Origin of the sequence: Actinoplanes sp. CA-252034 (genome assembly GCF_050956125.1) — a bacterium.
Lineage (GTDB): Bacteria > Actinomycetota > Actinomycetes > Mycobacteriales > Micromonosporaceae > Actinoplanes.
Map to the genome: position 1 here is coordinate 7,869,136 of NZ_CP191846.1, position 18,499 is coordinate 7,887,634.

Sequence of the window (18,499 nt, forward strand, 5' to 3'; positions counted from 1 at the left end):
CGGCCTTCCGCCTACCGGGCCCCGGCTCCCCGACGGCCGTCGTCTTCCGCTCAGACGAAGGCTCCGTGGCCGGTGATGGCCCGGCCCACGATCAGGGTGTTGATCTCGCGGGTGCCCTCGTAGGAGTACAGGGCCTCGGCATCCGCCACGAAGCGGCCGATGTCGTAGTCCAGGACGATGCCGTTGCCGGCCAGAAGCTCCCGGGCCCAGCCGACCACCTCACGCATCCGGGTGGTGCAGTAGGCCTTGGCCAGAGCCGAGTGCTCGTCCTTGTAGACGCCGGCGTCCTGCAGCTGGGCCAGCCGCACGCACATCCCCAGGGACGCGGTCACGTTGCCGGCCATCCGCACCAGCAGGTCCTGGACGAGCTGGAACTTCGCGATCGGACGGCCGAACTGCTCGCGCTCCCCGGCGTAGCGCAGCGCGATCTCGTAGGCGGCGATCATCACGCCGACCGCCTGCCAGGCCACACCCGCCCGCGTCGCCCGCAGCACCCGCGCGGTGTCCTTGAACGAGTGGCCCAACTGCAGCCGGTCGGACTCCGGCACCCGGACCCGGTCAGCTCGATATCCGCGTTCTGCACGATCCGCAGGGCGATCTTGTTCTCGATCCTGGTGGCGGTGAACCCGGGCGCGTCTTTCTCCACCACGAAGCCCTTGACCTGATCGTCCGCCTCGTCGCGCGCCCACACCACGATCAGGTCGGCGAAGGTGGCGTTGCCGATCCAGCGCTTGCGCCCGTCGAGCACCCAGGTGTCGCCCTCGCGCCGTGCGGTGGTGCGCAACCCGGCCGCCACGTCGGAGCCGCCGGTCGGCTCGGTCAACGCGAACGCCCCGATCCGGTCGAACGACGCCATCGCCGGCAGCCAGCGCTCCTTCTGCTCCGGGGAGCCGCACTCCTGGATGCTGCCCATGGCGAGGCCCGCGTGCACCCCGTAGAAGGTGGCCATCGAAGCGTCGGCACGACCCATCTCCAGCGCCAGCCAGCCGTCCATCAACGACGAGCGCTCCACACCGGCCAGACCCAGCCCGGCGAACTGCTTGATCAGGTGGGACGGGAACTCGGCCCGCGCCCAGTATTCATTGGCGATCGGCGCGACCTCGGCGGAGAGGAAGTCACGAACCCGGTGGACGGTCGCGGCCTCCTCATCCGTTAGGAGGTCCTGAAAGGCGTAAAGATCTCCGACGAGCATATTTGCGTACCTACCCCCATCGGGGCCCACCTAGACTTCGGACCCATGCTCACCATGCAGGACGCGCTGACCCGGTTGACCGCGTATTGGACAGATCAGGGCTGCCTGGTGGTCCAGCCGATGAACACCGAGGTCGGCGCCGGAACACTCAACCCGGCGACTCTCCTGCGGGTGCTCGGGCCGGAGCCGTGGCGTGTCGTCTACACCGAGCCGTCGGTCCGGCCGGACGACTCCCGTTACGGCGAGAACCCGAACCGGCTGCAGACCCACACCCAGCTCCAGGTGATCCTCAAGCCCGACCCCGGCAACCCGCAGGAGCTCTACCTCGGCAGCCTGGCCGCCATCGGCATCGATGTGGCCGCCCACGACGTCCGGTTCGTCGAGGACAACTGGGCCGCCCCGGCCGTCGGCGCGTGGGGTCTGGGCTGGGAGGTCTGGCTGGACGGGCTGGAGATCACCCAGTTCACCTACTTCCAGCAGGTGGGCGGCGTCAACCTCGATCCGGTCAGCGTGGAGATCACCTACGGCATCGAGCGGATCATCATGGCGCTGCAGGAGAAGACCCACTTCAAGGAGATCGAGTACGCACCGGGGGTCAGTTACGGCGAGGTCTTCGGCCAGTCCGAGTACGAGATGTCGCGCTACTACCTCGACGACGCCGACATCGACGCCAACCGCCGCCTGCTCGAGATCTACGCCACCGAGGCCCAGCGCCTGATCGACATCGGACTTCCGGTGCCGGCTCACTCGTACGTCCTGAAGTGCTCGCAGGCCTTCAACGTCCTCGATTCGCGTGGCGCGGTCTCCACCGCCGAGCGGGCCGCCGAGTTCGCCCGGATGCGGCGGCTCGCCGGTGACGTGGCCCGGCTCTGGATCGACCGTCGCAGCGAACTGGGCCTCCCCCTCGGCACCGTCGACCCGCTCGCGCCGGCCCGCCCGGCCGCCACGGTCCAGACCGGCGACGGCGAACGCACCCTGGTCTTCGAGATCGGCGCCGAGGAACTGCCCCCGGCCGAGGCACGCTCCGCCCGCGACCAGGTCGCGCGGCTGCTCACCGACGGGCTCGCGGCCACCCGGCTCGGCCACGGCGACGTGCGTGTCTTCGGCACACCGCGCCGGATCATCGCCGTCGTCCCGGCGGTCGCGGCCCGCGAGGAGGACCACGTCCGCACGGTCAAGGGCCCCAAGACTCAGCAGGCCTACGGACCGGACGGCGCACCGACCAGAGCCCTCGAGGGTTTCGCCCGCGGGCAGGGCGTCGCTCTCGCCGATGTCGAGACGGAGGAGGTCGGTGGCGTACCCCATGTGGTCGTCAAGAAGCACGAAGCCGGACGCGCCGCGCCTGCCGTGCTCGCCGACGTGCTCGCGCAGGTCGTCACCGGTCTGCGCGCGGCCAAGAACATGCGGTGGAACGACCCGAAGCTCGCCTTCAGCCGGCCGGTCCGCTGGCTGACCGCCCTCTGGGGCGACGACGTGGTGCCGGTGGCCGTCTCCACCCTCGCCGCCGGCCGCCGGACCCGGCTGCTGCGCACCGCCGAGCCGCCGGTCGCCGAGATCGCGTCGGCCGAGACCTTCCTGGAGACCCTCGGGGTGAACGGGATCGTCGCCGACTTCGAGGACCGCCGTGAGCTGATCGTCATCGGCGCCCAGGACCTCGTCTACCCGGACGGGAAGATCGACGTGGCGGGCGAGGCCGCGCTCATCGACCAGATCACCGACCTGGTCGAACAGCCGCTGCCGCTGCTCGGCACCTTCGACGAGAGCTACCTGTCGCTCCCGGACGCGGTGCTCACCACGGTGATGCGCAAGCATCAGCGTTACCTGCCGGTGCGCGACGAGGACGGCGCGCTGCTCCCCCTCTTCGTCACCGTGGCCAACGGGCCGGTCGACGTGGAGTTGGTGCGGGCCGGCAACGAGGGAGTGCTGCGGGCCCGTTACGAGGACGCGGCGTTCTTCTACCGCGCGGACCGCGAGAAGTCGCTCGCGGAGATGAAAGCCCACCTGGACCGCCTCACCTTCACCGACAGACTCGGCTCGATGGCTGACCGGGCTCGGAGGATCGAGGCCCTTGCACTCTCTATCGCCGAGCGCCTCGAATTTGGTTCACCTGTTCTAAAGAGGGCGGCTGAGCTGGTCAAATTCGACCTCGGGTCGCAGCTGGTCACGGAGATGACCAGCCTGGCCGGGGTGATGGCACGCGACTACGCGCTGCACGCCGGCGAGGACCGGCCGGTGGCGCAGGCCGTCTACGAGGCCGAACTGCCCCGCAACACCGGCGACGCCCTGCCCGCCTCGGTGCCCGGCGCCGTGCTGTCCCTGGCCGACCGGCTCGACCTGGTCGCCGGTCTCGCCGCGACGGTCGGGCTGCCGACCGGGTCGAGCGACCCCTTCGCGGTACGGCGGGCGGTGCTCGGCCTGCTCGCGGTGCACCGCGCCACCCCCGCGCTGGCGGGGTTCGACCTCTTCGACGGACTGTCGCTGGCGGAGCAGCCGGTGCCGGTGCCCGAACAGGTTCTCGCCGACAGCCGGGAGTTCCTGGCCCGGCGGCTGGAGCAACTGCTCGTCGAGGAGGGACAGCCGGTCGACCGGGTACGCGCGGTCCTGCCGCACGCGGGTCGGCCGGCACTCGTCGACGTCCTGCTGGCGCAGCTGGGCACGGCGGTGACCGACCCCGGGTTCCGGGCGGTCGCGGCGGCCATCCAGCGGGCGCGCCGGATCGTACCCGCGGGCACGGTGGCCGGTTACGACCCGGCGGTTCTCAAGGAGCCCGCCGAAGTGGCCCTGCACGAGGCCGTGACCTCGGTCTCCGGGTTCTCCGACGTGACCGGGTTCGTGACCGCCGTACGGCCACTGGTCGATCCGGTCGGACGGTTCTTCGACGAGGTGTTCGTGATGGACGAGGACCCGGTGCTGCGGGCGGCCCGGCTGGGTCTGCTCGCGACGGTCCGCGACCTCGGCACCGGGCTGCTCGACTGGGACCACCTGCGGATGTGATTTCCTGTCGTACCCCGCTCCTAGGGTGACCTCATGGCACTCACCTGGGACGGGCTCGACGAGCCGTTTCGCCGGACCGACAGCGCCGCGCTGACGACGCTCCTGCTCGACGCGACCGAGCAGGAGCGGCTGGCGTTCGCCGGTGAGGTGGAGCGGCGTGTCCGCAGTGGATCCGGCGAGTGGTGGGCCCGCTCGTTCGATCCGGCCGGCCTGTTCGCGCTCCTGGTGATCGCCTGCGTGCCCACCGCCGCCCGGGCGGCCACCCTCCTCCAGCGCCGGGGCATGCGCGGCTGGCGTGACATCGCGGCCGGCCACTTCCTCCGGATCGCGCGGGCCCGGCAGGTGCCCTGGATCGGCGACCTCGGCGTCCGGCTGGCCCGCGGGCTGCGCCGCGATGCCTGGGGCGACGACTGGCGGTTCGTCGAGGCGCTGCTGCTCGAGGGTGATGCCGAGCCACCGGTCACCGAGGGCGTGGTCCATGGCTGGGTGGCGGCGGTCCGGGAGCACTCGTGGAGCGTGCCGCTCACCGACGCCCTCCGCGGCAGCCCCTGGCTCGACCTGCTGCTGCCGTCGGTGTTCGAGATCGACGGGCTCGGCAGCGAGTTGCCGTCGGCCGACTTCGACGACCGGGAGACGTCGTTTCCCGCGGCGATCGCGCGTCTCGTCGCCGAGGGCCGGCTGGAGCGCCGGGCGATCGTCGACGCGACCGTCGACCGGCTGGCCCGGGGTGACCGGCCGGGTGCTCTGCGGCCGTTCACGCAGCTGCACGAGGCCCTCGCGCCCACTCCCGCCGAGCTGTCCCGGCACGCCACGAGCTACGCCCGGCTGGCCGGTGACGCGCCGTCACCGGTCGCCCGGACGGCCCTGGCCGCGTTGCGTGACCTCGGCGAGCACGGCCTGCTGGAGATCCCGACGGTGCTCGAGGCCGGTGCCGGCGTCCTCGCCCGCAAGGAGAAGGTCCTGGTGAAAACGGCGCTGACCTGGCTGGACGAGACGGCTCGCCGCTCACCGGACCATGCGGGCGAGATCCTGGCCACGGTCGCGGCCGCGTTCGATCATCAGTCGCTGGACATCCAGGAGCGGGCGGTCACCGTGGCGGCCCGTCACCTGGCACACGCACCGGCCGACGTGGGGGCCCGGGTGGCCGCCGCCGCTGCCGCCGTGACCACCGTCCCCGGCGCCATGACCGCCAACGGAAGCAGCGCGGCAGCCGCCACGACGCCCATCGTGAGGCCGCGGATCGCCGGCGGGCCGGACGTCCCGGCGCCACCGGAGCCGTCGCTGCGGCCGGGACATCCTTCGTCGCCGGGGCCGACAGCGCTACCGGATCAGCTCGGCCCGCTGGAGCTGTCGGATCTACCGGGTCAGCACGACCCACTGACGCCGCCGGACCTACCGGGTCAGCTTGACCGGCTGGGGGTGGAGGGGGCGGGGCCGGAGGAGGCGGGCCGGCTGGGGCAGTGGCTGCCGCCGCTGCGGTCGGCTCCGGCGGCGCTGCCCGGGGCGATCGGAAGCGCCGCCGAGCTGGCGGAGGAGGTGACCGCGCTGATCCAGGATCCGGCGGCGGTGCGGTGGGAACGGATCCTGGCGGCGCTGATCACGCTGCCGCCGGAGGGTTTCGCGGAGGCGCTGGCACCGGTCCTCGACCGGCATCCGGGTGTCTTCGGCGACCGGTGGGGGCGTTTCCCCTTCCTGGGCGAGGTGATCGCCGCCCGGCTCGGCCGGGAGCGCGGCCACGTCATGCGGGAACGACTGCGCAACGCCGTCCGGTGGAACCTCGCCGACATCGGCGGTGGAACGGCCCGGTCGATGGTCGGCACCCCGTCCGGCATCCTCAGTCTCCGGGTCGCGGAGGCGGCGGTGCAGGTCGTGCAGGCGCCGGTTCCGGTGCTGCTCGCCACCCCGACCGACGTCACCGGCGGCATCGACGCCGGTGCTCTGGTCGGCCGGCTCGCCCGCTACGAGGAGGCGGGGGTGGACCCCTGGCCGCTCGACCTGCAGCAGGCGATGATCCGGGTGAGCCGCGACATCGACGCGGAGGTGCTCGCGCGGGCCGAGACGATGAAACTCCCGTCGGGCGAGCTCGTGGCCGGCTGGCTCCGGGCCGGCGGGATGCCTGATCCGGTCAGCGCCCGCTTCGAGCAGCACAGCCGCGACTCCGCAGGCCAGGTCGTCGCCCGCCGGGTCGTCGCCTCCCTGGAGTCCGGCCGGGCCGGCGGCGACCGGATCATCCTCGAGGACGCGCTGGTCGGCCTCACGCCGCGGTCCCGCCCGGAGTACCACGTGACCACCAACTTCCAGCCGGACGTCCTCGCGATGGTGCTGCCGCATCACCGTGAGGCCGTGGCGGCGTGGGCGCTGCCCGACCTGGCCGCGCTGGCCGATCAGGACGGTCGCGACGCCGGCCTGCTGCCCCTGCTCGCCGACATGAGCGGGCCGATCGGGCCGGCGACCGTGCTCGCGCTGGCGTACGGTCTGGCCGCCCGTTACGAGGCCGACCGGATCGCGGCCGTCGACGCCTTCCTGGGTTTCGCCGCGGGCAGTGAGCCGTTCGCCGCGGCGCTCGGCGCCGAGCTGGGCGATCTGGCCGCGGACGGCACCGTCAAACTGGCCCGGGTGGTGCCGGCTCTGCGTGACGCTCGGCAGGCGGGCGCGTCCGCAACCGTCTGGCAGGTGCTCCTGGCAGCGCTGCCACCGCTGCTGCCGGCCGTCCCCCGCGGGCTGCCCGACCTGCTCGAGCTCGGCACCCGCGCCGCCTCCGCCGTCGACGCCCGCGACACCGTTCCCGGCCTGGCCGACGTGGCCGCCCGAGGGGGCGGGACACGCCTGGTCCGCGAGGCGAAACGCCTCCTGGCCACGCTCACCCACTGAGGACGACCGGGGTACCGGCCAGTGGCACACCACCCGGACGACGGTCGACGGGCCACGCACCCACCGGCAACCCGACCGGCCGACCACACCCGCGCCCGCCACCCACCCACGACCATCCGCGCCGCCGGCCGCACACGCACACGCACCCCGACCGGCTGGCCAGCCACCCACGACCATCCGCGCCCGCCGACCGCCCACCCACGCACCGGCAACCCGACGTGTCGTCGCGGGCAACCGGTGGAGCGGGCAGAGGTGGCGCACCGGAGTGGGCTGCGGAGCGGGGCCGGGGAGTGACCATTGATCCCTCGTTCGCGGAAACGCCACGGGAACGTCGCCTGGGGGTCGGTTCGGTCGCGTCGACTCTGTGCGGACGTCCGGTGATGATCGCCGGATCCGAGCACTCTGGAGGAAGACGTGGCAGATCGCCGTCAGGTGCTGCGCTTCGGCGCTGTCGCCGCCGCTGCTCCGGCGCTGGCCGGGGCCGCTTCCGCACCCGCCTGGGCCGGTGGGCACGGGCACGGCGGGGCCCGGACGAAGCCGCTGGTGGTGGGCCACCGGGGCGCCTCCGGCTACCGGCCCGAGCACACCCTCGCGTCGTACGAGCTGGCCGCGCGACTGGGCGCCGACTACCTGGAGCCGGACCTGGTGATCACCAAGGACGGCGTCCTGGTGTGCCGGCACGAGCCGGAGATCGGAGGCACCACCGATGTCGCGTCCCGGCCGGAGTTCGCCGCCCGCAAGCGCACTGTCGTCCTCGACGGGGTCAGCGTCACCGGCTGGTGGACGCAGGACTTCACCCTCGCCGAGCTGAAGACGCTGCGCGCCACCGAGCGGATCCCGGCGATCCGACAGCAGAACACGGTGTACGACGGCTACTTCGAGGTGCCGACCTTCCAGGAGATGCTCGACCTGCGTAAGCGGCTCTCCAAGGAACTGGGCCGCGATCTGGGCGTCTTCCCGGAGACGAAGCACCCGACCTTCTTCCGGAGCATCGGGCTCGAACTGGAGAAGCCGCTGGTCCGGACGCTGCGCCGCAACGGTCTGGACAAGCGGGGCGCCAAGGTGTTCATCCAGTCGTTCGAGGCGGCGAACCTGCGCGACCTCGCCGACGACCACCGGGTCGAGGTGCCGCTGGTCTTCCTGAGCAGCGCGGCCGGGACACCGTTCAACGACCCGCGGACGTACGCCGACTACCTGTCCCCCACCGGTCTCAAGGAGCTGTCGGGCTTCGTCGACGGTATCGGCCCGGAGAAGGGGCAGATCATCCCGCGCAAGCCGGACGGGACGCTCGGTGCTCCGACGAGCCTGGTCGCCGATGCCCACGCCGCGGGGATCAAGGTGATTCCCTACACCTTCCGCGCGGAGAACTCGTTCCTGCCCACCGAACTGCGGGTCGGCGCGGACGCCACCGCCTACGGTAGGTCGATCGACGAGCAGGTGACGTTCCTGCGCACCGGCATCGACGGCCTGTTCACCGACAACCCTGACATCGGCGTGCTCGCCCGCTCGCTGGTCTGATCAGCGCCGGCCCGGCCGCTCGTGGGGAGCGCAGCACGGGCGAAGCGGGACGACGCACCACGAGCGAAGCGGAACAACGCGGCACAAGCGAAGCGAGGCGACGCAGCACGAGTGAAGCGGGGCGACGCGACGCGGGGTCATGCAGAGCGGCGCGGGGCGGCGCGGGGCGGGGCGGCGCGGGGCGAAGCAGCGCGAGGGCGACTGTGGGTGCGGGGCGGCGTAGGGCGGTGACCGTCGGCTTCCGCCCGAAAGGCGCGCTGGTGGGCGGGCCCACCGGCGCGCGTCGCGTCGTAGCCGCGGTACCCCGCGGCTGCGGTCGAGGGAGGCGCGGACCGTACAGAATGGGAGGGACCGGCAGCCTGAACGGCGCCGGCCCCTCCCGCGAACGCGAATCCGAACGCGGACCCTATTTCTCGATGAGCGTCGGGTACACGTGGGTGAAGTCGAGCTTGTATCCGAACCCGCTGGCCACGATGAAGGTGAGGCCGAGCAGCACGCCGACGACGACCACCGCGAACAGGGTGTAGCCGAGGATCGTGCCGAGCGGCCGGACCGGGCCGGGGGTGTCGCTCACGGTGGTGGCTCCGGCGCCCCAGGCGAGGGAGCGGATGCCGAGGGCGAACACGATGGGCAGGCCGGCGCCGAGGGCGAGCCCGGCGAGAAGGACCTGCCAGGCGCCGTCCAGGGCGAATCCGAGGTTGTGCACGGTTGGCCCTTTCAGTTCGCCGCGACGGCGGGGACGGGGGTGGCGACGACGGGGACGGTTTCGCCGTCCCAGTCGTCGTTGACGTTCTCGTGGTCGACCTTGCCGGTGCGGGAGCGCAGGTACATGCCCCCGGAGGCGAGGGCCAGCAGGGTGAAGACGACAAGGGCGCCGGACATGCCGCCGACGGCGTCGCCGATCCAGTACATGACCGCGCCGACGAGGCCGGCAGCGGGCAGGGTGATCAGCCAGGCGAGGATCATGCGGCCGGCGACGGCCCAGCGGACGGTGGCGCCGGGGCGGCCGAGGCCGGAGCCGATGACCGAGCCGGTGGCGACGTGCGTGGTGGAGAGCGCGAAGCCGAGGTGGCTGGAGGCGAGGATGACGGCGGCGGCGCCGGACTGCGCGGCGGTGCCCTGCGGCGGGTTGATGTCGGTGATGCCCTTGCCGAGGGTCCGGATGATGCGCCATCCGCCGAGGTAGGTGCCGAGCGCGATGGCGACCGCGGCGGAGACCTTCACCCAGAGCGGGATGTTCTCCAGGTCGCTCCAGTGACCGCTGGCGATCAGGGCGAGCGTGATGACGCCCATCGTCTTCTGCGCGTCGTTGGTGCCGTGCGCGAGGGAGACGAGGGAGGCGCTGCCGATCTGGCCCCAGCGGAAGCCCTGCTCGGTGAAGCGGGCCGCGACCCCGGTGGTGATCTTGAAGATGATCCAGGTGCCGGCCGCGGCGACGACACCCGCGATGACCGGCGAGATCACGGCGGGCAGCAGCACCTTGCCGACGACGCCGTCGAGCTTCGAGCCGTCGCCGTTCCAGTTGACGCCGGCCACACCCAGGCCGGCGAGGGTGGCGCCGATCAGGCCGCCGAAGAGGGCATGGGAGGAACTGGACGGCAGGCCGAGGAGCCAGGTCGCCAGGTTCCAGACGATGCCACCGACGAGGCCGGCCAGGATGATCAGCAACAGGGTGCCGCCACCGTCGGCGAGGAGTCCCGCCTTGGGGGCGCCGCTCTTGTCCTGAATCTTGACCACGGCGTTGGTGACGGTCAGCGCGACCTCGACCGAGAGGAACGCGCCGACGAGGTTCAGCACACCGGAGAGGGCGACGGCGGTCTTGGGCCGTAGCGCCTTGGTCGCGATGGAGGTCGCCATCGCGTTGGCGGTGTCATGGAACCCGTTGGTGAAATCGAAGGCCAGGGCCGTGATGACCACCAGCGCCAAGATCACGGATGTTTCTGTCACGCCGTGATCGTGACCGAGTTACGGGCGCGCTGCCATAGGCAGAACGAGACATGTACAAGGTTCCGCTGTCGTTAACCTGATGTTTCCCCAAACTGCACGGAAAGCAACCGGCCTGCTACCGATCGCTTCCACAGATGGACCAAAGGTGAACAATAGCTTAGCGCCAAACGCTGATAAGTCCGACTTATCGGACCTGATATTCGGCGTCTGCCGTCATGATCGCGTCCCGCAGGATCGCCAGTCCCTCACGGGCCTCGTCCTCGGTCAGCGTCAGCGCCGGCCCCATCCGCAGCACGTTGCCGTGCAGGCCACCCTTGCCGACCAGCAGGCCACCCGCCCGGCACAGGTCGAAGACGCGGAGGGTGGCAGCCGGGTCCGGCTCGGTGGTGCCGGGGCGGACGAACTCGACGCCGATCATCAGGCCGCGGCCCCGCACCTCGCCGATGATGGCGCACGACAGCGCCCGCAACCCGTCCAGCAGGACGGCGCCCACCCGCCGCGCGTTGCCCTGCAGGTCGTGGTCGAGCACGTAGTCGAGGACCGCGTTGCCGGCCGCCGCGCTGACCGGGTTGCCGCCGAAGGTGGAGAAGCTGATCGCCGGCACCGCGTTCATCACCATGGCGCTGCCGACCACCCCACCGAGGGCGAAACCGTTGCCGATCCCCTTGGCGAACGTGATCAGGTCCGGAACGACATCGTGCGCCTGGTAGCCCCAGAAGTGGTCGCCGGTGCGCCCCCAGCCGGTCTGCACCTCGTCGGCGATGAGCAGGATCCCGTGCTCGCCGAGGACCTTCTGGTACGCCCCGAGCAGCCCGTCCGGTCCGGCCACGAACCCGCCCACACCCTGGACCGGCTCGGCGATCAGCGCGGCCACGTCCCCGGCGGTGACCGTGGCGAGCACCTCCCGCAGGTCGTCGACGGCCGCCTCGATCAGGTCGGCGTCGCCGAGCCGGGCCATCCGCCCGCGCAGCCGGTCGGCCGACGCGAGCCAGTTGACCGTGAACGGGCTCAGCGAGCTCGACGACCAGGTCCGGTGCCCGGTGATCGCCATGGTGCCGAAGGTCCGCCCGTGGTAGCTGTTCTTGATCGCCAGGATCTGGTTGGACCGCCGGACGTTGGTGGCCATGAGCAGGGCGGACTCGTTGGCCTCGGTGCCCGAGTTGGTGAAGAACACGCGTGCGTCCGGGATGCCGGAGAGCCGGGCGATCTTCTCGGCCAGCTCGACCTGCTGCCGGATCAGGTAGAGGGTGGACGTGTGGGCGACACCGGTGCCGATCTGCCGGCGGACCGCGTCGCTGATCTCGGCCACGTCGTAACCGATCATCGTGGTCAGCACGCCGCCGAAGAAGTCGAGGTAGGTGCGACCGTCGGCGGTGGTGACCCGGCGCCCGCTGCCGGAGACGATCTCCAGCGCGTCGTCGCCGTAGTAGACCGGCATCCAGTGGGGCATGACGGCACGATGCCGGCCTAAAAGCTCGCTCATGGGGTCCTCCTTCGGGTGTTCGGAACGGTGGCGACCGCCAGCACGTCGGCCAGCACGTCGTAGCCGCCGGCGACCAGGCCGGCGGTGATGCGCAGATGGTCCACATCCAGCGGGGTGACGCAGAACGGAGCGCCGGGCGCGGCCGCGACACCGTGGGCGGCCAGCGCGACCATGGCGTTCTGCTGGTCGGGGACGGCCATCCAGAGGTTGATCCCGTCCGCCGCGGTGGCCGTCACCCCGCGGGCGCGCAGGGCGGAGAGCAGGGCGGCACGGCGCGCGGCGTAGGCGTCCCGGGCGGCCGCGACGCGCGCCACGGCCCGCGGGTCGGTCAGCAGATCGAGGAGTACGCCCTGAAGCAGCCGACTGGACCAGCCGGGCCCGAGCAGCCGCCGGTCGGCGAGCGCGTCCAGCACGTGCGCCGGCCCGCCGACCGCCGCGAGCCGCAGGTCCGGCCCGTGGCTCTTGGAGAACCCGGCCACGTGCACGGTGCGCTCGGGCAGGTAGCGGCCGATGCTGACGGGCGGCGCGGTGGCGATGCCGCCGGCGTGGTCGTCCTCGACCACTAGCAGATGCGGCGCGTCGAGGAGGACGTTCGCCAGTAGCGCCGCGCGCGACTCGTCCATGCTGGTACCCGTGGGGTTGTGGGCACGCGGCTGGAGGAAGAGAGCGACCGCCCGGTAGTCACGGAGCGCCTGTCGCAGGGCGTCCGGGACGATGCCGGCCGAGTCCATCGGCACCCCGACGACGGTGGCGCCGAGGGCCTGGAGCAGGTCGAGCAACGGCGGGAAGGCCGGGTTCTCCACGAGCACGTGGTCGCCATAGCGCAGGACGGCGCCGGCCACCCGGTCGAGGGCGTCCATCGCGCCGTCGACCACGGTCAGCTTCTCCGGCGGGTACGGCCACCGCTCCCGCAGCAGCGCTTCGAGCTCCGGCAGCACCGGGGCGTCGAGGTAGCTGCCGGCCCATCGCCCGTCCCCGATCCGCCGTAGCGCCGCGGTCAGGTCGGGCAGCAGCAGCGGGTCGGGCACACCGGTGGACAGGTCCTGCGGCAGGTCCACCCGCGCGCCGCTGAGCTGCGCGTACCGCAGCCGGGCCCGGGGTGGCAGCGGCCCGGAGACGTAGGTGCCGGACCGCCCGCGGGTCTGGATCGCCCCGGCCAGGATCAGGTTGCGCCACGCCTCGCTGACCGTCGTCGGGCTCACCCCGAGCGAGCCCGCGACCACCCGGACGGTGGGCAGGCGTGCGCCGGCGGGCAGGTGGCCGGACGTGATCAACCGGCTCACGGCCGCAGCGATGCCGCGGGCGCTTCTGTCCTGAACCGCCCCGGTGATCAGGGTCAGCAAATTATCGTCTCCGAAACATTCCGTAACGTACGGGCAATTGTTCGCCTCAATCTGTGTCGTTAGTGTCCTACGGCATCCGGCGTCGACAAGCAAGGCCTGGCGCCGAACCTATAACTAGGAGTAAACACACGATCACAGGCGCTTCCCGGCGCACTGCGCGTGCGTAAAAGATCAAAAAGAGAGGGGCCGCTATGACGACCGGAGTCGTCCGCGCCGCCCTCGTCCAGACCACCTGGACGGGCGACAAGGAATCGATGATCAAGGCACACGAGGACTACGCTCGTGAGGCCGCCGCCCAGGGGGCGAAGGTGATCTGCTTCCAGGAGCTGTTCTACGGCCCGTACTTCTGCCAGGTGCAGGACGCCGCCTACTACGAGTATGCCGAGAGCATCCCCGGCCCGACGACCGAGCGCTTCCAGGCTCTCGCGGCCGAGCTGGGAATGGTCATGGTCCTGCCGATGTACGAGCAGGAGCAGCCCGGAGTCCTCTACAACACAGCGGCGGTGGTCGATGCCGATGGTAGATATCTCGGCAAATACCGGAAGAACCACATCCCGCAGGTGAAGGGTTTCTGGGAGAAGTTCTACTTCCGTCCGGGAAACCTGGGTTATCCGGTTTTCGACACCGCGGTCGGCAAAGTGGGCGTTTACATCTGCTACGACCGGCATTTCCCGGAGGGCTGGCGCGCGCTCGGCCTGAACGGGGCGCAGATCGTGTTCAACCCGTCGGCCACGAGCCGCGGGCTCTCCTCCTACCTGTGGCAGCTGGAGCAGCCGGCCAGCGCGGTCGCCAACGAGTACTTCATCGGCGCGATCAACAGGGTGGGCGTCGAGGACCTCGGTGACAACGACTTCTACGGGCAGACGTACTTCGTCGACCCGGAGGGGAAGTTCGTCGGCGAGGTGGCCGACACCCACAACCCCGAGCTAATCATCCGCGACCTGGACCTGGGTCTGCTCGCCACGGTCCGCGACCGGTGGCAGTTCTACCGGGACCGCCGCCCGGACAGCTACGACGGGCTGGTGGCGCCGTGACTCTGCTCATCCGCGGCGGAACCGTCGTCGGCCCCACCGGCGCGACGAAAGCGGACGTGCTGATCGACGGCGAGACCATCGTCGCGCTCTTCGCGCCCGGCGCCGCGCCTCACATCGAGAATGTCATCGACGCGACCGGAAAGTACGTGATCCCGGGCGCCGTCGACGCCCACACCCACATGGAGCTGCCGTTCGGCGGCACCCACGCCAGCGACACCTTCGACACCGGCACCCGGGCGGCGGCGATCGGCGGCACCACGACGATCATCGACTTCGCGGTGCAGCGGACCGGTGAGGTGATCCAGGACGGCCTGGCCGCCTGGCACGGCAAGGCCGACGGGAACTGCCACATCGACTACGCCTTCCACATGATCATGGGCGGGGTCGACGACGAGTCCCTCAAGGCGATGGACCACCTGGTCGCCAACGAGGGCATCAGCAGTTTCAAGCTGTTCATGGCGTATCCGGGCGTCTTCTACTCCGACGACGGCCAGATCCTGCGCGCGATGCAGAAGGCGCGCGACAACGGCGCCATGATCATGATGCATGCGGAGAACGGCCCGGCCATCGACGTGCTGGTCAAGCAGGCCTTGGAACGCGGCGAGACGGATCCGATCCACCACGGCCTGACCCGGCCGCAAGAACTGGAGGCGGAGGCCACCAGCCGGGCCATCTGGCTCGCGTCGGTCGCCGCCGACTGCCCGCTCTACATCGTCCACCTGTCCGCGTCGAAGGCCCTCGAGCAGGTGGCCCGGGCCCGGGACGCGGGGAAGAACGTGTTCGCCGAGACCTGCCCGCAGTACCTCTATCTCACCCTGGAGGACCAGCTCGGCGCGCCCGGTTTCGAGGGCGCCAAGTGGGTCTGCTCGACGCCGCTGCGGAGCAAGCACGAGTCGCACCGCGCCGACCTGTGGCAGGGCCTGCGAACCAACGACCTGTCGGTGGTGTCGACCGACCACTGCCCGTTCTGCTTCAAGGACCAGAAGGAGCTGGGCCTCGGCGACTTCTCGAAGATCCCGAACGGCATCGGCAGCGTCGAGCACCGGGTGGACCTGCTCTACCAGGGTGTCGTCGACGGCAAGCTGTCGCTGGCCCGCTGGGTGGAGACGATCGCGACCACCCCGGCCCGGATGTTCGGCCTCTACCCGCGTAAGGGGGTCATCGCGCCCGGCTCGGACGCCGACATCGTGCTCTACGACCCGAACGGGCGCACCCGGATCAGCGCCGAGACGCACCACATGAACATGGATCACTCCGCGTGGGAGGGCTGGGAGATCGACGGGAAGGTCGACACCGTCCTGTCCCGCGGCGAGGTGATCGCGTCCGGCGGCGAGTACACCGGGCGGGCCGGCCGCGGCCGCTATCTCAAGCGCGGCCTCAGCGACTACCTGATCTAGAAAGGGGTGGGCCACTTGGACATCGGTGTTGTATTACAGAACGACCCGCCCGCGCTGGAGGTCGTCGAGTGGGCGAAGAAGGCCGAGGCGGCCGGCTTCAGTCACTTCTGGACGTTCGACTCGCACGTGCTCTGGCAGGAGCCGTTCGTCGTCTACTCGGCGATCCTGGCCGCGACCGAGCGGATCGTCGTCGGGCCGATGGTCACCAACCCGGGCACCCGGGACTGGACGGTCCTCGCCTCGACCTTCGCGACCCTCAACGAGATGTACGGCAACCGGACCGTCTGCGGCATCGGGCGCGGCGACTCCGCCCTGCGGGTGCTCGGCCTCACGCCGCAGACCCTGGGCCAGTTGCGCGAGAGCGTGCTGGCGATCAAGGGCCTCGGCAACGGCGAGAGGGTGACCGTCCGCGGTCAGGAGCTGCAACTGGCCTGGGCCGCGGACAGCCGCCTGGAGGTGTGGGTGGCCGCCTACGGCCCGAAGGCGCTGGCCGTCACCGGCGAGGTGGGCGACGGGTACATCCTGCAACTCGCCGACCCGGACATCGCCGAGTGGATGATCAAGGCGGTGCGGGCGGCCGCGGTCAAGGCCGGACGGGACCCGGACGCCATCAAGTTCTGCGTGGCGGCTCCGGCCTACGTCGGTGACGACCTGGCGCATCAGCGGGAGCAGACCCGCTGGTTCGGCGGCATGGTCGGCAACCACATCGCCGACATCGTGGGCCGTTACGGCGGCGACGGCGGCGCGGTGCCGCAGGCCCTCACCGATTACATCAAGGCACGGCAGGGGTACGACTACAGCGAGCACGGTCGAGCCGGCAACAGCCACACGACCTTCGTGCCGGACGAGATCGTGGACCGGTTCTGTGTCCTCGGCCCCGTGGAGAGCCACGTCGCGAAGCTGAAGGACCTCCGGGCGCTGGGCGTCGACCAGTTCTCGGTCTACCTGCAGCACGATGGCAAGGAATCGACTCTCGCCGCCTACGGCGAGCACGTCATCCCGGCGTTCTCGTGAGGCGCGTCCTCTCGGTGATCGCCGGACTGATCGCGGCCGCCCTGCTGTGGGAGGGGTACAAGGCAGTCGGCGAACCCGAGGGGACGGTGCTGTTCGGCGTACGGGTGCTCCCGCGCGCCGACGACCTCTCCATGCCACACCTGTGGACGATCCTCACCCGGCTGGCCGACCCGGAGATGACCGGCGGCCGGCCGGTGTGGATCGTGGTGCTCGACGCTTGCCTGTTCACGCTCGGCATCACGGCGGCCGGGTTCCTGGCCGGGACGGTGATCGGGCTCGTCCTCGCGGCGGCCATGCAACGGTTCCGGATCGTCGAGCGCGGGCTCCTGCCGTACGTCATCCTCTCCCAGACCGTGCCGCTGGTGGCGCTCGCGCCGCTGATCGCCGGCTGGGGCGGCGCGCTGATGCCGCCCTGGGCGACGGTGGCGGTGATCGCCGCCTATCTGGCCTTCTTCCCGGTCGCCGTGGGCATGCTGCGCGGGCTCCAGTCGCCGTCGGCGGCCGGCGCCGAGCTGATGCGCAGCTACGCGGCCGGCTGGTGGCGCACGCTGGTCAAACTCCGCTTCCCGGCGGCGCTGCCCTATCTTTTCCCGGCGCTGCGCCTGGCCGGGGCGGCGGCCGTGGTCGGCGCGGTGGTCGGCGAGATCTCCACCGGCACCCGCGGCGGCATCGGACGCCTGATCATCGAGTACTCCCGGGAGGCCACCAGCGATCCCGCCAAGGTCTACACGGCGATGCTCGGCGCGGCCCTGCTGGGCCTGCTCGTCGCCGGCGCCGTCTCCCTTCTCGAACTGCCGCTGATGCGGCACCGGCGCCACGTGGAGGTGGTCACCCTATGAGCGAGCTCGCGAGCCCCGACGTCGTGCCGGCGCCGGACCGTGACGACACGGCCGCGGTGGTCGTCGACGACGTCACGAAGGTCTTCAATCCGGGCCGCTCGGACGAGGTCACGGCCCTGTCCGACGTGAACCTGACGGTGGGCCGCGGCGAGTTCGTCTCGCTGATCGGGCCGTCCGGCTGCGGCAAGAGCACCCTGCTGCGCCTGATCGCCGACCTGATCGCGCCGACCACCGGCACGGTCACCGTCGCCGGGCGGCCGGCCGCGCAGGCCCGCCGCGAGCAGGAGTACGGCATCGCCTTCCAGCAGGCCGGCCTCTTCGAGTGGCGGACCGTGCGCCGCAACGTCGAGCTTCCCCTCGAACTGCGCGGCATGTCCAAGGCCGACCGCCGGGCGAGGGCCGAGCAGATGCTGGAACTGGTCGGGCTCTCCGAGTTCGCCGGCCACTACCCCGGCCAGCTCTCCGGTGGCATGCAGCAGCGGGTCGCGATCGCCCGGGCCCTGGCCGTCCAGCCGCCGCTGCTGCTGATGGACGAGCCGTTCGGCGCGCTCGACGAGATGACCCGCGAGCGCCTCCAGTCGGAGCTGCTCGGCATCTGCGCCACGACCGGGACCAGCACGGTCTTCGTCACCCACTCGATCTCCGAGGCGGTGTTCCTCTCCGACCGGGTGGTCGTCATGTCAGCCCGCCCGGGCCGGATCACCGCGTCGATCGAGGTGAAGCTCGCGTCCCGGGACGAGGCGGGGCGGCAGTCGCCGGTCTACTTCGAGAAGATCACCGAGGTCCGACGGGCGCTGCGCTCATGAGCGAGCCTGTGAGCGAGTCACCGGGCGACGTCCGTCACTCATGCCGATGCCGGAGCGAAGC

At 71.2% G+C, this 18,499-nt stretch carries 14 protein-coding genes; 8 read left to right on the forward strand and 6 right to left on the reverse strand.

The window, feature by feature from the left end; translation table 11 throughout:
* Positions 1-50: 50 nt before the first annotated feature.
* Both ACQPZW_RS35725 and ACQPZW_RS35730 read right to left on the reverse strand, forming a co-directional pair.
* On the reverse strand, positions 51-494 hold the full coding sequence (locus tag ACQPZW_RS35725; protein WP_433790410.1) for an acyl-CoA dehydrogenase family protein: 444 nt from the start codon (positions 492-494) through the stop codon (positions 51-53).
* A complete protein-coding gene (locus tag ACQPZW_RS35730; protein ID WP_433790411.1) occupies positions 446-1,192 on the reverse strand; it encodes an acyl-CoA dehydrogenase family protein in 747 nt (248 codons plus the stop codon). The genes ACQPZW_RS35725 and ACQPZW_RS35730 overlap by 49 nt, the downstream gene beginning before the upstream one ends.
* A gap of 45 nt (positions 1,193-1,237) precedes the next feature.
* Between ACQPZW_RS35730 and ACQPZW_RS35735 the strand changes: the two genes are divergently transcribed.
* The 3 genes from ACQPZW_RS35735 to ACQPZW_RS35745 all read left to right on the forward strand — a co-directional run bounded on the left by ACQPZW_RS35735 (position 1,238) and on the right by ACQPZW_RS35745 (position 8,575).
* Positions 1,238-4,186, forward strand: a complete 2,949-nt coding sequence (locus ACQPZW_RS35735) for a glycine--tRNA ligase (protein WP_433790412.1) — start codon at positions 1,238-1,240, stop codon at positions 4,184-4,186.
* 33 nt (positions 4,187-4,219) lie between these two features.
* On the forward strand, positions 4,220-7,057 hold the full coding sequence (locus ACQPZW_RS35740; protein WP_433790413.1) for a DUF6493 family protein: 2,838 nt from the start codon (positions 4,220-4,222) through the stop codon (positions 7,055-7,057).
* A gap of 414 nt (positions 7,058-7,471) precedes the next feature.
* Positions 7,472-8,575, forward strand: a complete 1,104-nt coding sequence (locus tag ACQPZW_RS35745) for a glycerophosphodiester phosphodiesterase (RefSeq protein WP_433790414.1) — start codon at positions 7,472-7,474, stop codon at positions 8,573-8,575.
* Between the two features lie 406 nt (positions 8,576-8,981).
* On the opposite strand, the gene ACQPZW_RS35750 is transcribed toward ACQPZW_RS35745, so the two are convergent.
* From ACQPZW_RS35750 to ACQPZW_RS35765, 4 genes are all read right to left on the reverse strand, one after another.
* Complete coding sequence (locus ACQPZW_RS35750; protein WP_433790415.1) at positions 8,982-9,281, reverse strand: hypothetical protein; 300 nt, start codon at positions 9,279-9,281, stop codon at positions 8,982-8,984.
* Between the two features lie 11 nt (positions 9,282-9,292).
* Positions 9,293-10,522, reverse strand: coding sequence for an anion permease (locus ACQPZW_RS35755; RefSeq protein WP_433790416.1), 1,230 nt, complete (start codon positions 10,520-10,522; stop codon positions 9,293-9,295).
* A 184-nt stretch (positions 10,523-10,706) separates the two neighbouring features.
* The gene (locus ACQPZW_RS35760; protein WP_433790417.1) at positions 10,707-12,005 is read right to left on the reverse strand and encodes an aspartate aminotransferase family protein; all 1,299 of its coding nucleotides are present in this window, start codon (positions 12,003-12,005) and stop codon (positions 10,707-10,709) included.
* Positions 12,002-13,288: an aminotransferase class I/II-fold pyridoxal phosphate-dependent enzyme gene (locus ACQPZW_RS35765; RefSeq protein ID WP_433790418.1), complete on the reverse strand. Its 1,287-nt coding sequence runs from the start codon at positions 13,286-13,288 to the stop codon at positions 12,002-12,004. Before ACQPZW_RS35765 ends, ACQPZW_RS35760 begins: the two co-directional genes overlap by 4 nt.
* A 251-nt stretch (positions 13,289-13,539) precedes the next feature.
* On the opposite strand from ACQPZW_RS35765, the gene ACQPZW_RS35770 reads away from it, so the two are divergent.
* The 5 genes from ACQPZW_RS35770 to ACQPZW_RS35790 are packed head-to-tail and all read left to right on the forward strand — an operon-like array spanning position 13,540 to position 18,438.
* A complete protein-coding gene (locus ACQPZW_RS35770) occupies positions 13,540-14,382 on the forward strand; it encodes a nitrilase-related carbon-nitrogen hydrolase (protein WP_433790419.1) in 843 nt (280 codons plus the stop codon).
* A complete protein-coding gene (gene hydA, locus ACQPZW_RS35775) occupies positions 14,379-15,779 on the forward strand; it encodes a dihydropyrimidinase (RefSeq protein ID WP_433790420.1) in 1,401 nt (466 codons plus the stop codon). The genes ACQPZW_RS35770 and hydA overlap by 4 nt, the downstream gene beginning before the upstream one ends.
* Before the next feature lie 6 nt (positions 15,780-15,785).
* Entirely contained in the window at positions 15,786-16,793 is a 1,008-nt protein-coding gene (locus tag ACQPZW_RS35780) for a TIGR03842 family LLM class F420-dependent oxidoreductase (protein WP_433790421.1), read from the forward strand.
* Positions 16,790-17,632 (forward strand): ABC transporter permease, encoded by an 843-nt coding sequence (locus ACQPZW_RS35785; RefSeq protein ID WP_433790422.1) that lies wholly within the window; start codon positions 16,790-16,792, stop codon positions 17,630-17,632. The genes ACQPZW_RS35780 and ACQPZW_RS35785 overlap by 4 nt, the downstream gene beginning before the upstream one ends.
* On the forward strand, positions 17,629-18,438 hold the full coding sequence (locus tag ACQPZW_RS35790; RefSeq protein ID WP_433790423.1) for an ABC transporter ATP-binding protein: 810 nt from the start codon (positions 17,629-17,631) through the stop codon (positions 18,436-18,438). The genes ACQPZW_RS35785 and ACQPZW_RS35790 overlap by 4 nt, the downstream gene beginning before the upstream one ends.
* Positions 18,439-18,499 lie beyond the last annotated feature (61 nt).

Excerpts from the sequence above, each read along its gene's own strand:
- ACQPZW_RS35730 (WP_433790411.1), bottom strand. The coding sequence starts at position 1,192 with ATGCTCGTCGGAGATCTTTACGCCTTTCAGGACCTCCTAACGGATGAG.
- ACQPZW_RS35735 (WP_433790412.1), top strand. The coding sequence starts at position 1,238 with ATGCTCACCATGCAGGACGCGCTGACCCGGTTGACCGCGTATTGGACA.
- ACQPZW_RS35740 (WP_433790413.1), top strand. The coding sequence starts at position 4,220 with ATGGCACTCACCTGGGACGGGCTCGACGAGCCGTTTCGCCGGACCGAC.
- ACQPZW_RS35760 (WP_433790417.1), bottom strand. The coding sequence starts at position 12,005 with ATGAGCGAGCTTTTAGGCCGGCATCGTGCCGTCATGCCCCACTGGATG.
- ACQPZW_RS35770 (WP_433790419.1), top strand. The coding sequence starts at position 13,540 with ATGACGACCGGAGTCGTCCGCGCCGCCCTCGTCCAGACCACCTGGACG.
- ACQPZW_RS35790 (WP_433790423.1), top strand. The coding sequence starts at position 17,629 with ATGAGCGAGCTCGCGAGCCCCGACGTCGTGCCGGCGCCGGACCGTGAC.